The 16983-nt window shown below is 69.3% G+C and carries 17 protein-coding genes, 4 tRNA genes, 1 pseudogene and 1 riboswitch; of the genes and pseudogenes, 17 read left to right on the top strand and 5 right to left on the bottom strand.

Annotated features, from left to right (window positions below; genetic code table 11):
• The first annotated feature begins 2 nt into the window (after window positions 1–2).
• From FS770_RS00550 to FS770_RS00530, 6 genes and pseudogenes are all read left to right on the top strand, one after another.
• The gene (locus FS770_RS00550) at window positions 3–1073 is read left to right on the top strand and encodes an App1 family protein phosphatidate phosphatase (protein ID WP_144942616.1); all 1071 of its coding nucleotides are present in this window, start codon (window positions 3–5) and stop codon (window positions 1071–1073) included.
• Window positions 1074–1849: 776 nt separating this feature from the next.
• On the top strand, window positions 1850–2086 hold the full coding sequence (nrdH, locus tag FS770_RS00545; RefSeq protein WP_144942617.1) for a glutaredoxin-like protein NrdH: 237 nt from the start codon (window positions 1850–1852) through the stop codon (window positions 2084–2086).
• 133 nt (window positions 2087–2219) lie between these two features.
• Window positions 2220–2714, top strand: coding sequence for a class Ib ribonucleoside-diphosphate reductase assembly flavoprotein NrdI (gene nrdI, locus FS770_RS00540; RefSeq protein ID WP_244944659.1), 495 nt, complete (start codon window positions 2220–2222; stop codon window positions 2712–2714).
• Window positions 2711–4870 (top strand): class 1b ribonucleoside-diphosphate reductase subunit alpha, encoded by a 2160-nt coding sequence (nrdE, locus tag FS770_RS00535; protein ID WP_144942618.1) that lies wholly within the window; start codon window positions 2711–2713, stop codon window positions 4868–4870. Before nrdI ends, nrdE begins: the two co-directional genes overlap by 4 nt.
• Window positions 4871–4967: 97 nt before the next feature.
• Window positions 4968–5138: pseudogene (locus tag FS770_RS13940) on the top strand (ornithine cyclodeaminase family protein); the annotation flags it as partial.
• Between the two features lie 2 nt (window positions 5139–5140).
• Window positions 5141–5485: a hypothetical protein gene (locus tag FS770_RS00530; protein WP_244944742.1), complete on the top strand. Its 345-nt coding sequence runs from the start codon at window positions 5141–5143 to the stop codon at window positions 5483–5485.
• 42 nt (window positions 5486–5527) lie between these two features.
• On the opposite strand, the gene FS770_RS00525 is transcribed toward FS770_RS00530, so the two are convergent.
• A complete protein-coding gene (locus FS770_RS00525) occupies window positions 5528–5881 on the bottom strand; it encodes a DUF2306 domain-containing protein (RefSeq protein ID WP_244944658.1) in 354 nt (117 codons plus the stop codon).
• Window positions 5882–5960: 79 nt separating this feature from the next.
• Here FS770_RS00525 and FS770_RS00520 point away from each other — a divergent pair, with 79 nt between their 5' ends.
• Window positions 5961–6641: a MerR family transcriptional regulator gene (locus FS770_RS00520; protein ID WP_144942619.1), complete on the top strand. Its 681-nt coding sequence runs from the start codon at window positions 5961–5963 to the stop codon at window positions 6639–6641.
• Window positions 6642–6693: 52 nt separating this feature from the next.
• Here the strand turns inward: FS770_RS00520 and FS770_RS00515 are convergent.
• The 3 genes from FS770_RS00515 to FS770_RS00505 all read right to left on the bottom strand — a co-directional run bounded on the left by FS770_RS00515 (window position 6694) and on the right by FS770_RS00505 (window position 6998).
• Window positions 6694–6768: transfer RNA gene (locus tag FS770_RS00515), tRNA-Val, on the bottom strand.
• A gap of 29 nt (window positions 6769–6797) precedes the next feature.
• A tRNA-Cys gene (locus tag FS770_RS00510) sits at window positions 6798–6868 on the bottom strand.
• A gap of 57 nt (window positions 6869–6925) precedes the next feature.
• Window positions 6926–6998: transfer RNA gene (locus FS770_RS00505), tRNA-Gly, on the bottom strand.
• 261 nt (window positions 6999–7259) lie between these two features.
• On the opposite strand from FS770_RS00505, the gene FS770_RS00500 reads away from it, so the two are divergent.
• The 6 genes from FS770_RS00500 to rpe all read left to right on the top strand — a co-directional run bounded on the left by FS770_RS00500 (window position 7260) and on the right by rpe (window position 12487).
• Window positions 7260–7331: transfer RNA gene (locus FS770_RS00500), tRNA-Val, on the top strand.
• A gap of 159 nt (window positions 7332–7490) precedes the next feature.
• On the top strand, window positions 7491–8411 hold the full coding sequence (locus FS770_RS00495; protein WP_144942620.1) for a cytochrome: 921 nt from the start codon (window positions 7491–7493) through the stop codon (window positions 8409–8411).
• A gap of 52 nt (window positions 8412–8463) precedes the next feature.
• Window positions 8464–9111 (top strand): peptide deformylase, encoded by a 648-nt coding sequence (gene def / locus FS770_RS00490; RefSeq protein WP_145009223.1) that lies wholly within the window; start codon window positions 8464–8466, stop codon window positions 9109–9111.
• A 23-nt stretch (window positions 9112–9134) separates the two neighbouring features.
• Window positions 9135–10058, top strand: coding sequence for a methionyl-tRNA formyltransferase (locus tag FS770_RS00485; protein ID WP_145010285.1), 924 nt, complete (start codon window positions 9135–9137; stop codon window positions 10056–10058).
• Window positions 10055–11662 (top strand): RsmB/NOP family class I SAM-dependent RNA methyltransferase, encoded by a 1608-nt coding sequence (locus tag FS770_RS00480; RefSeq protein WP_145009221.1) that lies wholly within the window; start codon window positions 10055–10057, stop codon window positions 11660–11662. The genes FS770_RS00485 and FS770_RS00480 overlap by 4 nt, the downstream gene beginning before the upstream one ends.
• Before the next feature lie 159 nt (window positions 11663–11821).
• The gene (rpe, locus tag FS770_RS00475) at window positions 11822–12487 is read left to right on the top strand and encodes a ribulose-phosphate 3-epimerase (RefSeq protein ID WP_144942623.1); all 666 of its coding nucleotides are present in this window, start codon (window positions 11822–11824) and stop codon (window positions 12485–12487) included.
• A 46-nt stretch (window positions 12488–12533) separates the two neighbouring features.
• Here the strand turns inward: rpe and FS770_RS00470 are convergent, their stop codons facing one another.
• On the bottom strand, window positions 12534–12890 hold the full coding sequence (locus FS770_RS00470; protein WP_052160694.1) for an ArsR/SmtB family transcription factor: 357 nt from the start codon (window positions 12888–12890) through the stop codon (window positions 12534–12536).
• Between the two features lie 55 nt (window positions 12891–12945).
• On the opposite strand from FS770_RS00470, the gene arsB reads away from it, so the two are divergent.
• From arsB to ribD, 4 genes are all read left to right on the top strand, one after another.
• Window positions 12946–14079, top strand: coding sequence for an ACR3 family arsenite efflux transporter (arsB, locus tag FS770_RS00465; RefSeq protein WP_144942624.1), 1134 nt, complete (start codon window positions 12946–12948; stop codon window positions 14077–14079).
• Complete coding sequence (locus FS770_RS00460; RefSeq protein WP_144942625.1) at window positions 14076–14516, top strand: arsenate reductase ArsC; 441 nt, start codon at window positions 14076–14078, stop codon at window positions 14514–14516. The genes arsB and FS770_RS00460 overlap by 4 nt, the downstream gene beginning before the upstream one ends.
• 57 nt (window positions 14517–14573) lie before the next feature.
• Window positions 14574–14745: riboswitch (FMN riboswitch) on the top strand.
• A 143-nt stretch (window positions 14746–14888) separates the two neighbouring features.
• Window positions 14889–15596, top strand: a complete 708-nt coding sequence (pnuC, locus tag FS770_RS00455; RefSeq protein ID WP_145009219.1) for a nicotinamide riboside transporter PnuC — start codon at window positions 14889–14891, stop codon at window positions 15594–15596.
• Window positions 15593–16975, top strand: a complete 1383-nt coding sequence (gene ribD / locus FS770_RS00450) for a bifunctional diaminohydroxyphosphoribosylaminopyrimidine deaminase/5-amino-6-(5-phosphoribosylamino)uracil reductase RibD (protein ID WP_342353644.1) — start codon at window positions 15593–15595, stop codon at window positions 16973–16975. The genes pnuC and ribD overlap by 4 nt, the downstream gene beginning before the upstream one ends.
• The last annotated feature ends 8 nt before the right edge of the window (window positions 16976–16983 follow it).

Here is a 16983-nt window from a genome sequence, read left to right as displayed (position 1 = left end):
CCATGGCGAAAGACAGTGGCGGAGGGGATCTGCTGCCGACCGTGGACCAGGTCACCGAGGAAGCGATCAACATCGGCTACCGCTTCGACCAGAAGCTGCAGCGCTGGCGGCAGGGCAGGGCAACCCAGCGCGGGGACATCCCCACCATGCTCGCCTTCGACGGCTACGGCAGCCCCCGCTACGTCCGGGCACTGGGCCGCGTGCTGCTCAAGACGCGCTCGCTGATCCAGGACACGGACGACGCCGACGAGTCGATCCGCGGCTGGCGCTCCTTCTCGTCCGTGCCCTTCGCGTTCGCCCACGTGAACATCTGGTTGGGGGATCACGAGTTCCACCTCGTCGCGGACAAGGGCGGCGTGATCGACGCGGACCTCAACGTGTCCATGGCCCCGGGGGTGCACTCCATCTACATGCAGGCCGAGGGCTCGGAGGTCACGGAGGCCAAAGTCACCGTGGTCTCGGACCAGCAGTACCTGGGGGTCGTGTGCGACGTGGACGACACCGTGATGGTCACCGCGCTGCCCCGGCCGATGCTCGCCGCCTGGAACTCCTTCGTGGCCAACGAGCACGCCCGCATCCCCACGCCGGGGATGTCCACCATGATGGACCGGCTGCGGCGCAAGCACCCGAATGCACCGTTCCTCTATCTCTCCACCGGGGCGTGGAACGTGGCACCCACGCTGCGCCGCTTCCTCACCCGCAACGCCTACCCCTCTGGTGCGCTGCTGCTGACCGACTGGGGTCCCACCACGGAGCGCTGGTTCCGCTCGGGCGCCCAGCACAAGGTCCAGAACCTGCAGCGACTGGCCACCAACTTCCCGCACGTGAAGTGGATCCTGATCGGAGACGACGGCCAGCACGACCCGCAGATCTACGCGGGCTTCGCCGAGCGCTACCCAGACTCTGTGGCGGCGGTCGTCATCCGCAACCTCTCACCCACCGAGGCCGTCCTCGCCAACGGTGCGCGTGTGCCGGACGGTCACCGGGTGATCGCCCCGGAGGGCGTGCTGTGGATCGAGGCCAACGACGGCGCCTCCATCTCGGACCAGCTGCGGGCCGCAGGACTGCTCTGACGTGCCCTGACACGAGCTCCGACCCTCCCTGACCTTCCCCGGCCATCTCTGCCCCCTCTCCTCAGCACCGGCTGCTGGTGCGCAACCCTCGGACGCCACGGGGCAGGCGATCGAGCGCGCCGGACTGGAGCACACCTTCCTGCGGGACAACTTCTACCTGGACGTCCTGCCCCTGTTTGCGGGTGGGGACCGTGTGCTGCGCGGACCCGCCGGGGACGGCCGCGTGGCCGCGGTGGCCCGGGCCGACGTCGCCGACGCCGTCGTGGCGGTCCTGCTGGACCCGTAGCCGCACACGCGCGGCGCCTACACCCTCACGGGTCCCGAGTCGCTCACGATGACCGAGGTCGCCCAGGTCCTCACCTGCGTGACCGGGGAGCAGTACCGCTAAGAGACGGAGACGGTCGAGGCCGCACGCGAGTCCTGCGCCAGCGGTGACCCGTGCCCTCCCGCCCGGGCGACACGGCTCGGCAGTGGTCGGGACACGCGGTGCGAAAAGTTTTTCCGTGACGTCGGGAACGCCGCTTATCCACACCCCGGCGGCGAAAAACCGCGTGCTGCCGGGCACCGGCCACCGGGGGTCCTGTGGACAACCCGGGGGATAACCTCCGAGGCCCTGTGGATCGGGCAACCACATCATCTAGGGCTATGTCCCGGTACGCGCCACAAGATGTAGTATTGATCCAGATCTTCAACCACCTGGCGCACCACCCGGACCACGAGCTGAAAAGCCCCGGAGGCGCCGGAGAATCGGTACTTCCCGCAAGGAGAGATGGGCTATGTCAGTCACCGTGTATTCCAAGCCGTCGTGCGTCCAGTGCAACGCCACCTACCGCGCCCTCACCAAGAAGGGCATCGACTACACCGTCGTGGACGTCACCGAGGACACCGCCGCGTACGACCACGTGGTGGGCCTGGGCTACCAGCAGGTCCCGGTCGTCGAGGCCGGCGGCGAGCACTGGTCCGGGTTCCGCCCGGACAAGATCAACAGCCTGGCGCTGCTGCGCTCGGCATGAGCCCCACGCCGTGGCACCCGAGGGTGCCACGGCGGACGCAGCCCGCACTCGGTGGTCCTGGGAGCGCGAGCGTCCCGGCGGCCACCGGTTCTCGCCACCCACCAACGTTCCCCCAGAATCGAAGTGACCCGGCATGAGTGCCCTGGCCTCCGTTCTAGCCCAGGCGAAGGAATGGGAAGAACGCAACACCCCCGTCGTCGTGGGGGAGGAAGCACCCCTGGTGGTGTACTTCTCCTCCGTCACCCGCAACACGGACCGGTTCGTCGCCAAACTTCCCGTGCGGTCCCTTCGGCTGCCCCTGAAGACCTCTGATCCCGTTCCTCGCCTCACGGAACCGTACGTGCTGGCCGTGCCCAGCTACGGCAGGCCCGGGGGAGCGGGATCCGTTCCCCCGCAAGTCGTCAAGTTCCTCAACGACGCCCCCTCACGGCAGCAGCTCAAGGGTGTGCTCGGCGCGGGCAACACCAACTTCGGCCCCCTGTTCTGCGTGGCGGCGGAGAAGGTGGCCGCCAAGTGCCAGGTGCCCCTGCTCTACAAGTTCGAGCTGATGGGCACGGACGAGGACGTCGAAAAAGTCACCCAAGGATTGGAAGAGTTTTGGCAAGCATTCACGCAACCCCGGGAGTGAGCATTGAGCCCGGCCACGAGGACCCCACCTGCCCCGAGAAGTACCGGGGCCTGGGCTACCACGAGCTCAATGCCCTGCTGAACCTCTACGATGCCGATGGCAACATCCAGTTCGAGGCGGACCGCCAGGCGGCACGGCAGTACTTCCTGCAGCACGTCAACAAGAACACGGTGTTCTTCCACGACCTCGAGGAGAAGCTGCAGTACCTGGTGGACCACCAGTACTACGAGGCCGAGGTGCTCGAGAAGTACAGCATGGAGTTCATCAAGGAGCTATCCAAGCAGGCGTACGGCTACAAGTTCCGCTTCCAGACCTTCCTGGGCGCGTTCAAGTTCTACACGTCCTACACGCTGAAGACGTTCGACGGACAGCGCTACCTGGAGCGCTTCGAGGACCGCGTGGTCATGGTCTCCCTCTACCTCGCGGACGGGGACGAGACCCTGGCGAAGCGTCTGGTGGGCGAGATCATCTCCGGTCGCTTCCAGCCGGCCACTCCCACGTTCCTCAACGCGGGCAAGAAGCAGCGCGGCGAGCTGGTCTCGTGCTTCCTGGTGCGCTTCGAGGACAACATGGAGTCCATCGGGCGCAACATCAACTCGGCGCTGCAGCTGTCCAAGCGCGGCGGCGGTGTGGCGTTCGCGCTGACGAACCTGCGCGAGTCCGGTGCGCCGATCAAGATGATCGAGAACCAGTCCTCGGGCGTCATCCCGGTCATGAAGCTGCTGGAGGACTCGTTCTCCTACGCGAACCAGCTGGGGGCCCGTCAGGGCGCGGGTGCTGTGTACCTGCACGCCCACCACCCGGACATCCTCAATTTCCTGGACACCAAGCGCGAGAACGCGGACGAGAAGATCCGCATCAAGACCCTCTCGCTCGGCGTCGTCATCCCGGACATCACGTTCGAGCTGGCGAAGAAGAACCAGGACATGTACCTGTTCTCGCCGTACGACGTGGAGCGCATCTACGGAATGCCCTTCGCGGACGTGAACGTGAGCGAGAAGTACCACGAGATGGTGGACGACTCTCGGATCACGAAGACCAAGATCAACGCCCGCGAGTTCTTCCAGACCGTCGCTGAGGTGCAGTTCGAGTCCGGCTACCCGTACATCATGTTCGAGGACACGGTGAACCGCGCCAACCCGATCGACGGCAAGATCATCATGTCCAACCTGTGCTCCGAGATCCTGCAGGTCTCCGAGCCCTCGGTCTACAACGAGGACCTCACCTATGCGGAGGTGGGCAAGGACATCTCGTGCAACCTGGGGTCCATGAACATCGCCATGGCCATGGAGTCCCCGGACTTCGGGGCGAGCATCGAGACCGCGATCCGCGGCCTCACCGCCGTGTCGGACATGTCCAACATCGACTCCGTGCCCTCGATCCGCCGCGGCAACCAGATGTCCCACGCGGTGGGCCTGGGCCAGATGAACCTGCACGGGTACCTGGCCAAGGAGCACGTGTTCTACGGTTCCGAGGAGGGCGTGGACTTCACGAACATGTACTTCTACGCCGTGACGTACCACGCGATCCGGGCGTCGAACCTGATCGCCAAGGAGCGCGGGGAGTCCTTCGTGGGCTTCGAGAAGTCCGACTATGCGAAGGGCACATACTTCGACAAGTACATCGACGGCACGTGGGAGCCTGCGACCGCCCGCGTCCGCGAGCTTTTCGCGCGCGCCGGTGTGGCGCTGCCCACCGCGCAGGACTGGCGTGAGCTGCGCGAGAAGGTCATGGCGGACGGGATGTACAACCAGAACCTGCAGGCCGTGCCGCCCACGGGTTCCATCTCGTACATCAACAACTCCACCTCCTCGATCCACCCGATCGCCTCGCGCATCGAGATCCGCAAGGAGGGCAAGCTGGGGCGCGTGTACTACCCGGCGCCCTTCATGGATGACGAGAACCTGGAGTACTTCCAGGACGCGTACGAGATCGGCTACGAGAAGATCATCGACACGTACGCCGCGGCCACGCAGCACGTGGACCAGGGCCTGTCCCTGACGCTGTTCTTCAAGGACACCGCCACCACGCGGGAGATCAACCGCGCGCAGATCTACGCGTGGCGCAAGGGCATCAAGACCATGTACTACTCGCGCATCCGCCAGCTGGCGCTCGAGGGCACCGAGGTCGAGGGCTGCGTCTCCTGCATGCTGTGACCTCCGCCGTCTCCTGACGGCACCGCGTCGGCCGACGCAGCTCCCGCCCCGCCCGGGTCTCTTACCCGGGCGGGGCGGGAGTTTTCCACCCACCTACATGCTCATGGACTCGGCCACCCTGAGTCTTCGAGCTCTGCTGGAAGGCAACGTCCTCACCACCCTGCGGACCCCCGCCTTCTCGGCCGTGGCCACCGACTACCTGGCCCCGAAGGAGACAACCAAGCTCGTGGTGTTCGGCACGGGGCCGCAGGCGCTCGCCCACGGCGCGGCATTCGCCGAGATCCGCTCGTTCACGGAGGTGGTGGTGCGCGGCCGGACGCTGCGTGCGTCGTCGCCAAGGGATCCCACGAGCCACAGTTCCGCGAGCTCGATTCCGCGCTCACGGGTCGCGCCCAGGTGGTCGTGGAGGACCGGGCCACCGCCATGCGTGAAGCCGGGGACGTGATCCAGGCCGTCGCCGACAGTTCCTTGCACGAGGACTCACTCGTGGACCTCGCGGACGTCGTCACGGGCGGGGTGGCCCCTGATACGGCGCGGCCCCGCGTGTTCAAGTGCGTGGGCATGAGCCGGCAGGACCTGGTCGTGGCCGTATGGGTGGTCGATCCGAACGCGTGAGAGGGGAGAGGGCGCCGTCGTCTTGCTTCGTCAACGGCCACATCAGGGCGACGGCGTGCGCTGCGTACGGATGATGGTCCCGCTCCACGCGGCCACCAGGAGGGTGATCCCCAGCGCCGCGCCCAGGAGGGTCACCGGGCTCGAGGCGAAGGTCTGGGAAATGGCCCGTGTGGGCACACCCACGGCGAAACCGAAGGCGGCCAGGGTGCCCAGGTAGCAACCGAGCATGTTCCGCCGGTGCATTCGGACGTCGTCGTGCAGGATCCCCCACATGGCCGACCCCACCGAGAAGAGGGTGAATGCGGCGAGTCCGTGCAGCAATTGCACCGGTCCCAGCAGCAGAACAGAGAACGCGCACGACGCGTGAACGGCGATGATCGGTGTGAAGTGCTCCATACCGCTAAGATAGTTGCGGTATCCAGCGCGCGCCATCAGGACAACTGGCGCGCGGACGACTATCCGAGGGGGCTGCGTCATGCTGCTCAATGCCCTGGCCGAGGTCAGCAACACCACCACGGCCAGCATCAAGTTCTACCGCCGGGAGGGACTGTTGCCGGCCGGTACCAGGCTCACCGCGACGCGGCAGGACTACGGTCAGGGTCACGTGGAACGCCTGCAGCTCATCCGGGTACTGAGGGAGGAGGCCGGTGCCACGATCCCCGACATCCGTGCGCTGGTCACCGTGATCGACGATCCACGGCGGCCCCTCGTGAATGCCCTCGAGATCGCCCAGTCGCTCGCCGAGGGCCTGTCACCTTCCGAGGCAGGCGGGCCCCCGGAGCACCGGGAGGATCCGATGATCCGGGACCTGCTCACGCAGCTGGGGTGGCCGGACGTGGCCAGCGGGCCGCGCCGGGCGCTCGGTGAGTTGTTGGAGGGCATGCGGGCCGCTGGTTCACCCGTGGACAGGGGCGTCCTGCTGCGATACGGCCGCGCGCTCGATGAGCTCACTCGCGTGGACATCGCGGGTATGCACGAGCCCGCGCAGCCTCCGGTGGATTCCCTCTCCGGCGACACCGGTGGAGCGGGGGAGACACCGTCCCGGGACGTCATCGTGGCCCGCGCGGTTTGGGGAATGGTCTCCTGCGATCGGCTGACCCGGGTGCTGCGGGCCCTGGGCCATGTCTCCCACTCGGTGCGCAGCGCCGGGTCGTAGGTCAGCGGTGGCACGCGGAAGGCCCCAGAACGTAGTGTTCCGGGGCCTTGTCTGGTGCGCGATACTGGGATCGAACCAGTGACCTCTTCCGTGTCAGGGAAGCGCGCTACCGCTGCGCCAATCGCGCTCAATCTCTTGAACGAGGTGGTTGCACCGAGGTGGAGACGGGATTCGAACCCGCGTAGACGGCTTTGCAGGCCGCTGCCTAACCACTCGGCCACCCCACCGGGGACCAGATCCTTGGAGGACAAGGTCTCAGGTCTCGACCAGGGTCGAAAACTGCGAGCGGACGACGGGAGTCGAACCCGCGACCCTCACCATGGCAAGGTGATGCTCTACCAGCTGAGCTACGTCCGCATTGTTGGCCGATCGGGACCCTGTTTCTGCAGTGCTCCGTTCTTCCGAGCGGAAACTTTATCACAGGTTCTCGCGCTGTCCTCCGCTGTGCCTTGGGAACCTGAGTTCCTTCGGTGCGTTGCATCGGGGCGTTGCCAACGAGCAGAAACATTACCGACACGATCCGGCGGGGGCAAATCGGGTGGTCGGGCCCGTGGGGGCGGGGGGTGAGCTCAATTTGCCGATCCCCGGGGACGTGCTCTAGAGTTTTCAACGTTGCAAGCGCGATTGGCGCAGCGGTAGCGCGCTTCGTTCACACCGAAGAGGTCACTGGTTCGATCCCAGTATCGCGCACTGTAACGAGGAACCCGGTCCCGGGAGGGGCCGGGTTCCTTTGCGTCCGAGACCTTTTCGGTCGGCTTGCCGAACGCCACCAACCATGCGGCACAGGCACTGGCATCGACGCCCACGCGCTCCACTGTCCGTGTCTGAGCCCTTTCCTACGCTGAGCCCATGACCCAACCTCGCCTGGCCCGCCAAACCGCCACCGGTCGCATGTATGCGCGCGAGGAGGGCGGTGACCTGCAGGTTCCGTCCATCACCACGATCATCGGCTGCGAGGCGAACGACCTCGGTGGCTGGTACGGCTACAGCGCGGCCCAGGCGCTGGCCTCCGACCCCCAGCTGCCGGATGCGCTGCGGGACTCGCGACGTCGTCGCGCCCTGGTGAACCATGCGGCGAAGGCCGCCGAGCGCCACCGGGATCAGGCGGCCCGGCGCGGTGACCGCGTCCACGACTACTGCGAGCAGCTCGCGCTGCGCGCCATGGGCCGGGAGCACCGGGCGGAGGAGGCACGGCGGGACCTTGCCGAGCACCACGAGTCCCGGTTTGCGGACAGCGCGGACCAGTGGTGGGAGCTCTACCGCCCCGAGCCACTGGCCGCAGAGATCACCGTGTGGAACACCACTGTCGGCTACGCGGGCACGCTGGACCTCGTGGCCCGTATCGGGGGCAAGGTGTGCCTGATCGACTACAAGACCCGCGGCACGGACCGTTCGGGGCGTGTTAAGGCCCCGGACCCGAAGGTCGTCACGCAGCTCGTGGCCGGGCTCAAGGCGGAGGAGTCCCTCGTGGACGCGACCACCGGCCGGTGGGAACCGTGGGCCTACGGGGATGCCGAGGTCCTCATGGCCGTGGCCATCGGGGAGACGGAGGCCCTGACCGTGCAGGCGGTGCCGGACCACCTGCCCGTGCACTGGTTCAAGTTCTGCGCCCTTGCCAAGGTGTGGGTGCGCTCCGCGGACCTCGAGGCCGCCGGCGCCCAGCTGCGGCCCCTCGCGCCGCCGCCCCTCGAGGACAACCCCACCGGGCGCGCGGGCGGTGTTCCGCAGAGCGCCACGGCCCGGACGGTCGAGGGCCCGGCCGTAGACTGAGACCCGCCCGCCCCACGTCCCACGACACCCAGCTAGAGGAGTGCATCGCCCGGTGAGTATTCTGCGCATCCGCACGATCGGGGACCCCGTGCTGCGGACCCCCGCCCAGGAGGTCACGCAGTTCGACGAGTCCTTGGAGACGTTGATCCGTGACATGTTCGAGACCATGTACGCCGTGGGTGGAGTGGGCCTCGCCGCGCCCCAGGTGGGCGTGGGCCTGCGCGTCTTCACGTGGGGCGTCCAGGGAGACGAGGGGCACGTGGTCAATCCCGAGGTGAGCCTCGGTGAGGACCCGCAGGAGGGCGGCGAGGGCTGCCTTTCCGTCCCCGGTCTGTCCTACGAGACGCCGCGCCGGAACTCCGTGGTGCTCACGGGCGTGGACCAGCACGGGAAGCCCGTGCGGCGCGAGGCCACGGGACTGCTCGCGAGGTGTTTCCAGCACGAGACCGACCACCTGTCCGGAAAGCTCTACGTGGACCGGCTCGTGGGGGAGGAGCGCAAGGACGCCATGCGGCAGCTGCGGCGGGCCACCTTCCAGGAGACGGCCGCGCGCATCACCCGTGAGCGGGAGGAGCAGCGCATCGGCGGCGGCCCGGGCACCGGGTCCGCACCGTCCGAGGACGACGCCGACCGCGCGGCTCACGCCGGGTCCTCGCGCGGTGCGGGAGGTTCCGCGTTCGGGCACGGAGGTGCACGATGACGACGAACGCTCCCAGCGAACCCTTGAAGGTCCTCTACGCGGGCACGCCCGAGACGGCCGTCCCCCCGCTCGAGGCGCTGCACGCCGATCCCCGCATCACCGTGGTGGCCGTGCTGACCCGGGAACCCGCACCCGTGGGACGCAGGAAGGTTCTCACGCCGTCGGCCGTCGGACGCCGCGCCGAGGAGCTCGGACTGCCCCTGCTCACCGCCAACCGCGTCACCGATGACCTGCTGGACGATCTCCGTGCCACGGGCGCGTCCATCGCGGCTGTCGTGGCCTACGGCGCCCTGCTGCCTGCGCCGGCGCTCGAGGTCTTCGAGCACGGCTGGATCAACCTCCACTTCTCTCTGCTGCCGCGCTGGCGCGGAGCCGCACCCGTCCAGCGCGCACTCATGGCCGGGGACACCACGATCGGTGCCACCACGTTCGTCCTGGACGAGGGCATGGACACCGGGCCCGTGGTCGCCACGGTCATGGACGAGGTGCGCGCCGAGGACACCTCCGGCTCCGTGCTGGAGCGGCTCGCCCACGAGGGCTCGCCGCTGCTCGCGGACTCGCTGCTCGACGTCGCCTCCGGCCGGGTGAGGCCCGAACCGCAGCGCGGTGAACCGAGCCCGGCCCCCAAGCTGAGCGGCGCCGAGGCCCGCGTGCGGTGGGAGGATCCCGCCCCCGCGGTGTCCCACCGGGTCCGCGGTGTCACGCCCGAACCGGGAGCGTGGACCGAGTACCAGGGCCAGCGCTTCAAGCTCGAGCGCGTGGTCCCCGCCCCGGAGGTCACGGGGATCGCACCCGGTCACGTGGAGATCCGCGAGAAGCACGTGTACGTGGGGACCGGGTCCTCAGCGGTGGAGCTGACCCGTGTGCAGCCCTCCGGCAAGAAAGAAATGGCGGCGCTCGACTGGGCGCGCGGCCAGCAGAACAGGGAGCAGGTGGCGTTCGCATGAGCCGGGATCAGCACGAGCTGGGTGGCGCGTCCGACGGGCGCAACGAGCGCCGCAGTCAGGGGCCGGGGGACCGACGGGGTCCCGGAAACAGTCGCGGCGCGTCGCGTGACGGCTCCCGCCGCAACGCCCGTGGGCACGAGCGCAACCGCCGGTCCCAGCAGGAGCGCTCCTACTCCGCGCAGGCCCCGGCCCAGCGGCGTCGGAACTCCGACCCCGCACGGTTGACTGCCTTCCAGGCGCTGCGGGCGGTGAACTCCGAGGACGCCTACGGCAACCTGGTGCTGCCCCGCCTGGTGCGTGAGAACCGCCTGGACAGGAGGGACGCCGCCTTCGCCACGGAACTCGCCTACGGGACAATGCGCTGGCAGGGAACGTGGGACGCCGTGCTCGAGACATGCGTGGACCGCCCGCTCGACCAGCTCGATCCCGCCGTGCTGGATGCCCTGAGACTGGGTACCCACCAGCTGCTCGCCATGCGCGTGCCCGACCACGCGGCCCTCGACGCCACCGTGGGCCTCGTGCGCGGCGAGGTGGGGCAGGGCCCGGCAGGGCTCGTCAACGCGGTGCTGCGCAAGGTCGCGCGCCAGAGCGGGGAGGAGTGGCTGGACCAGCTCGCCGCCGAGCAGTCGGACGAGCTGCGGCGGATGGCCGTCCGGCACGCGCACCCCGCGTGGGAGATCCGTGCCATGCGGCGTGCCCTGCGCGTGAACGGCCGGGGCACGGGGGAGATCGAGGCGCTGCTCGAGGCGGACAACGAACCGCCGAGCGTCCACCTCGTCGCGCTGCCGGGTCTGGGCTCCCTCGACGCCGCGATCGACGAGGGCGCACGCCCGGGCGACCTCGTGCCGGACAGCGCCGTGAGCGCGGGCGGGGACGTCCACCGGATCCCCGGCACCCGCGAGGGTGTGGTAAGGGTGCAGGACGCCGGGTCCCAGCTCGTAGCGCGGGTCCTCGCCAAGGCCCCCGTGCAGGATGACGCCGGCCGGTGGGCGGACCTCTGCGCCGGTCCCGGTGGCAAGGCGGCCCTGCTGGCGGCGCTCGCGAACGAGCGCGGGGCCACGCTGCTGGCCAACGAGGTCGGCGAGCACCGCGCCGACCTCGTCCGCAATGCCCTCGCCCCCGTCCCGGAGGACGCGTGGCAGGTGCGGGTCGGAGATGCACGGGACGTCCCCGGTGCGGAGCCCGCCCGGTTCGACCGTGTCCTCGTGGATGTTCCGTGCACCGGCCTGGGGGCGCTGCGGCGCCGGCCCGAGGCGCGGTGGCGGCGCACGCCGTCGGACGTGGGGAATCTCGCCAGCATCCAGCGGCAGCTTCTCGACGCTGCACTGGACGTGACCCGCCCGGGAGGGGTGGCGCTCTACGCCACGTGCTCGCCGCACACCGCGGAAACGCACGACGTGCTCCAGGAGGTGCTGGACGCCCGCGGGGACGTCGAGGTCCTGGACACGGCGGAACTTGCCCGTTCCGCGGCCCTGCCCGGTGCGCTGGACGGGGAGCGCGCCGTGGGCCACGAGGTGCCCGGCGGTGGCACGAGCGTCCAGCTGTGGCCGCACGTGCACGGTACGGACGCCATGTTCATGGTCGCTCTGCGCCGGCGGTCCTGAGACTCGCGCCGACGTCGGGCGGAAACCCGGCGTCCGTGCGCGAGTCAGACGCCCTGGCGGGCGCCGCCGCCCGCCCCTCACGTACGGGAATGTGCAGACAGACCCCCGGCACGTACATCCCGGCCACACCGGCCGCCCACCGGCTCCCAGGAGGAACCCATGTCACGCTGCGACATCCACCCGTCCATCCTCTCCGCAGACTTCTCGCACCTGGCGGAGGAGCTCCAGCGCATCTCCGGTGCGGACGCCGCGCACGTGGACGTGATGGACAACCACTTCGTCCCCAACCTGACCCTGGGTCTGCCGGCGGTGGAGAGACTCCAGGCGGTCTCGCCCATTCCCCTGGACCTGCACCTGATGATCGATGACCCGGACCGGTGGGCTCCCGCGTACGCGGAGGCCGGCTGCGCGTCCGTTACGTTCCACGCCGAGGCCGCCGCAGCGCCCGTCAAGCTGGCCCGGGAGCTGCGGGCCGCCGGGGCCAAGGCGGGTCTCGCAGTGCGGCCCGCCACCCCGGTCGAGCCCTACCTGGACCTGCTGGCCGAGCTGGACATGCTCCTGATCATGACCGTGGAGCCCGGCTTTGGTGGTCAGAAGTTCCTGGACGTGACGCTGCCCAAGTTGCGCCGGGCCGCCGCCGCCGTGAAGGACCACGGTGGAACGGTGGCCCTGCAGGTGGACGGCGGGATCACGGAGGAGACCATTGCCCGTGCCGCGGAGGCCGGCGCGGACACGTTCGTCGCCGGTTCCGCGGTCTACGGCCAGGACGACCCCGCCGTCGCGATTGAGGCGCTCCGCAGGACCGCGCGGGAGCACCGGGCCTGAATTTATGCGGGCCCCGATGACGGGTCAGCGGAGAACGCCCTGCCTGTCAGCGCAGGTCCAGGAGTTCACGCAGTTCCGTGAAGGCGCCCCGCACCACGGTGTAGTGCGCCCACTTGCCGCGCTGCTCGCGTGTGAGCAGTCCGGCGTCCACCAGCTTCTTGAGGTGATGACTCACGGTGGGCTGGCTGATGTCGAGGACGTCCAGCAGGTCGCAGGCGCACACTGCGTCGCAGCCCTGCGCGGCGATGTGGGAGAGCAACCGCAGGCGCGTCGGGTCGGAGAGCGCCTTGAGCTTCGCGGTCATGCGCTCGGCCTCGCCGGCCCCGAGCGGCGAGGAGGCGAGCGAGCAGCACTCGGTTGCTTTCTCATCGATCAGCTCGGGTCGTTGCGCGGGTGCTTTCATACCGACATTTTATATTGACGGAAATCTATATGACCTCGTAGCGTATGTCCCATAGATGACCGTCGATACGAGGAGCTCGCCGCCCGTGAGTACCACCATCGCCCCCGCACCGGTGAGGCAGAGCATGTCGTTCCTGGACCGGTGGCTGCCGGCCTGGATCCTGCTGGCCATGGGCGTGGGCCTGCTGCTGGGCCGGCTGGTGCCGGGGCTGAACACGGCCTTGGAAGCCATGACGATCGGACAGGTGTCGCTGCCGATCGCAGTCGGTCTGCTGGTGATGATGTATCCCGTCCTGGCGAAGGTGCGCTACGACGAGACCCGCCGCGTGACCGGCGACAAGCGATTGCTTGGCCTGTCGCTCGTGCTCAACTGGGTCGTGGGACCGGCGTTGATGTTCGTGCTCGCCTGGGTGTTCCTGCCCGATCTGCCCGAGTACCGCACCGGGTTGATCATCGTGGGCCTGGCCCGGTGCATCGCCATGGTCCTGATCTGGAACGATCTCGCATGCGGTGACCGGGAGAGTGCGGCCGTGCTCGTGGCCATCAACTCCGTCTTCCAGGTCGTAGCCTTCGGCGCTCTGGGGTGGTTCTACCTCCAGGTCCTGCCGTCGTGGCTGGGGTTGCCCACCACCACGGCCGAATTCTCCGTGGGGGCGATCGTAGGATCCGTCCTGGTGTTCCTCGGCATCCCGCTGCTCGCAGGCTTCCTCACTCGCGTCCTGGGTGAACGGGCGAAGGGCCGGGACTGGTACGAGGAGAAGTTCCTCCCCGCGATCGGCCCGTGGGCCCTGTACGGCCTCCTGTTCACCATCGTGATGCTCTTCGCGCTCCAGGGGGACGCCATCACCTCACAGCCCCTCGACGTGGTCAGGATCGCGCTGCCGTTGCTCGTGTACTTCGCTCTGATGTTCGTCATCGGCCTCTTCGCCTCGAAAGCGGTGGGGCTCGACTACGGCAAGTCGGCCACGGTGGCTTTCACCGCGTCGGGCAACAACTTCGAACTGGCGATCGCCGTGGCCATCAGCACCTTCGGCGTCACCTCCGGGCAGGCACTGGCCGGCGTCGTGGGGCCGTTGATCGAAGTGCCCGTCCTGATTGGCCTGGTCTACGTGGCCCTGTGGGCCGGCCAGCGCGTGTTCCCGAACGATCCTTCTGTCCCCACCGACCGAACCCGGGAGACCGCATCATGAGCGCACCATCACCCACGAAACCGACCGTGCTCTTCGTCTGCGTCCACAACGCGGGCCGCTCCCAGATGGCGGCGGGCTACCTGGCCTCGATGTCAGGCGGGAGCATCGATGTCCGCTCGGCCGGGTCCGAACCGGCAGAGAGCCTGAACCCGGTGGCCGTGGAGGCAATGGCTGAGGAGGGCATCGATATCACCGCAGCCGTGCCCACGATCCTGCGGACGGAGCAGGTCAGGGCCTCCGACGTCGTCATCACCATGGGCTGTGGGGACACCTGCCCCGTGTTTCCGGGCAAGCGCTACGAGGCCTGGGACCTCGACGACCCGGCCGGTCAGCCCCTCGCGGACGTGCGCAGGATCCGCGACGACATCAAGGCCCGCGTCACCGGACTGCTCTCGGATCTGCAGGGCCGTGAGAACGGCCGGAAAACCAGGACGTAACCGCCCGGTGCCCCCGATCACGGGCATGGTGCGGCCGCGTGGCATAATGAGCGCAGCAACGTGTTCCGGGGTCGGTGCAATTCCGAACCGGCGGTGACAGTCCGCGAACCGTGAACACCGTGCGCCACCTCGCCCCGGCCCCTGTGGCCGGCCGGGCAGTGCACGGAACCACGGCCGAACCGGTGGAATTCCGGTGCCGACAGTACAGTCTGGATGGTAGGCACACGTGCGCGTTCCGGCGTTCCGCCGTGCTCATCCGCTGACGGGGGAGCACCCGGTCCCGTCGTGACGCCTTCCGCCGCACGACCCTGACCGGTCGGCGTGCGTCCTTCTCCCCGGAACCACTGGTCGTGGCGGGTGAGAGGAGACTCCATGGATGTCCTGCGGTGGTTGTTCGATGCACAGATCCGCGTGGGTGACGGGTTCATCCTGTGGCGCGAGGTGCTCGGCAACGTGTTCGGCCTGCTCTCCGCCCTGGGCGGGATGCGCCGGAAGGTCTGGGCGTGGCCCGTGGGCATCGTGGGCAACGCGATCCTCCTGACCGTCTTCCTGGGCGCCGTGTTCGACACCCCCAATCCCGTAAACCTGCTGGGCCAGGCGGGGCGCCAGGTCATGTTCATCGCCGTCTCGGTCTACGGCTGGGTGCAGTGGCGCCGGTCGCGGGGCGCGGAGCAGGAGGCCGTCTCGCCGCAGTGGGCGGGTCTGCGGCAGCGCGTCCTCCTGGTCGTCGCGCTGGTGGCAGGCACAGCGGTGCTGACGCCCGTGTTCCGCATGCTGGGCTCCTACGAGCCGGTGTGGGCGGACGCGTGGATCTTCATGGGCTCCCTGCTGGCCACCCTCGGCATGGCCAAGGGGTGGGTTGAGTTCTGGCTGTTCTGGGTCGCGGTGGACCTCGTGGGCGTCCCGCTGCTCTTCTCCGCGGGCTACTACGCCTCCGGGCTCATGTACATCTTCTACGGCGCATTCACCCTTGCGGGATTCTTCGTGTGGTGGCGGGTGAACACGAAGCAGCGCAGGAGCGCCACTATCGGGACGGGCTTCCCGGACCTCCACCTCTCCGTGGGCGAGGAGGAGCGGTGACGCCCGACGACGCCGCGCGGCCGCGTCCCCACGACGGTCACCGAGCGGTGGTCGGCGAGGCCTTCACCCCCGCGGAGGAAGCTGCCATGCGGGCGGCCCTCGCCGCGGCGCAGCGGGGCGTGCGCGGCGCGAACCCCGTGGTTGGTGCGGCCCTCATCGACGCCGCCGGAACCCCGCTGCACGTGGGCCACCACCGCGGCGCAGGCACGGACCACGCCGAGGTGGACGTGCTGCGGCAGGCCCGCGCAGCGGGGACGCCGCTGGGCGACACCATTCTGCTGGTCACCCTGGAACCGTGCCACCACACCGGGCGCACGGGCCCGTGCTCCGCCGCGATCCTTGCGGCCGGGATTCCCCGGGTGGTCTTCGCGGTGCCGGACGCCACGGACACCGCACGCGGCGGCGGGGCCCACCTCGCGGCGCACGGGGTGGACGTGCGCCACGGGCTGCTCGCGGACCCGGCGCGTGACCTCAACGACCGCTGGTTCCTGGCGCAGCGGCGTCGTCGGCCGTTCGTGACCCTCAAGCTCGCCCAGAGCCTCGACGGCAGGGCGGCTGCCGCGGACGGCACGAGCCAGTGGATCACCGGCGCCCCCGCCCGCGCCGAGGGCCACGCCCTGCGCGCGCGGGCGGACGCGATCCTGGTGGGCGGTGGCACGCTGCGTGCGGACGACCCGTCCCTCACGGCCCGGGACGCCCACGGGACTCCGGTCGAGAGTCAGCCGTTGCGCGCAGTGATGTCCACGGGGCCGGTACCGGAGCAGGCGCGCGTACGTCGCGGCGTCGCGGCGGGGCAGAGCGCAGCCCGGCCCGGGGCCTCCGGTGACGACGGGAGGTTCGCCCACCTGCCGACCCACGACCCCGCCGAGGCGCTGCAGACTCTTCGCGAGCTCGGCGCCGCCCACGTGCTCGTGGAGGGCGGGCCCACCGTGAGCGCAGCGTTCCTCGCCGCGGACCTCGTGGACGAGCTGTGGCTCTACCAGGCGCCCCTGCTGCTGGGGGAGGGCTCCGCATCCGTGGCCCCGCTCGGGATCGGCACGCTCACGGACGCCTCGCGCTGGCGGAGCGACCCGGTGGGGCTTCCAGAGGGGGAGCGCCCCGTGGCGGGGCTCGGCGAGGATGTCCGCTGGCACCTGCGGCCCGCACCCCGGGAGACGGTGTCCCCGTACCGAGGCCTGCACGCAGCGACGTTCGACAGGACGGTGACCGGCACCCCGGCGCCGCAGGATTTGACCACGCCTGATCCGGCGCCTCACGACCCTGGCCCATCCCACGCGGACTTGCCCGGTGCGGCACAGCACTGTGCCGCCCCGCCCCGCCCAGCATCCGCCGTTGCTCAGCAACCGTACGCCCACCCGTGCGCGCCGCGCGGCGCCTGACCTGCACC

This window comes from Kocuria salsicia, assembly GCF_007681555.1.
Taxonomy (GTDB): domain Bacteria; phylum Actinomycetota; class Actinomycetes; order Actinomycetales; family Micrococcaceae; genus Kocuria; species Kocuria salsicia.
This window is presented reverse-complemented; position numbering and strand designations above follow the sequence as displayed.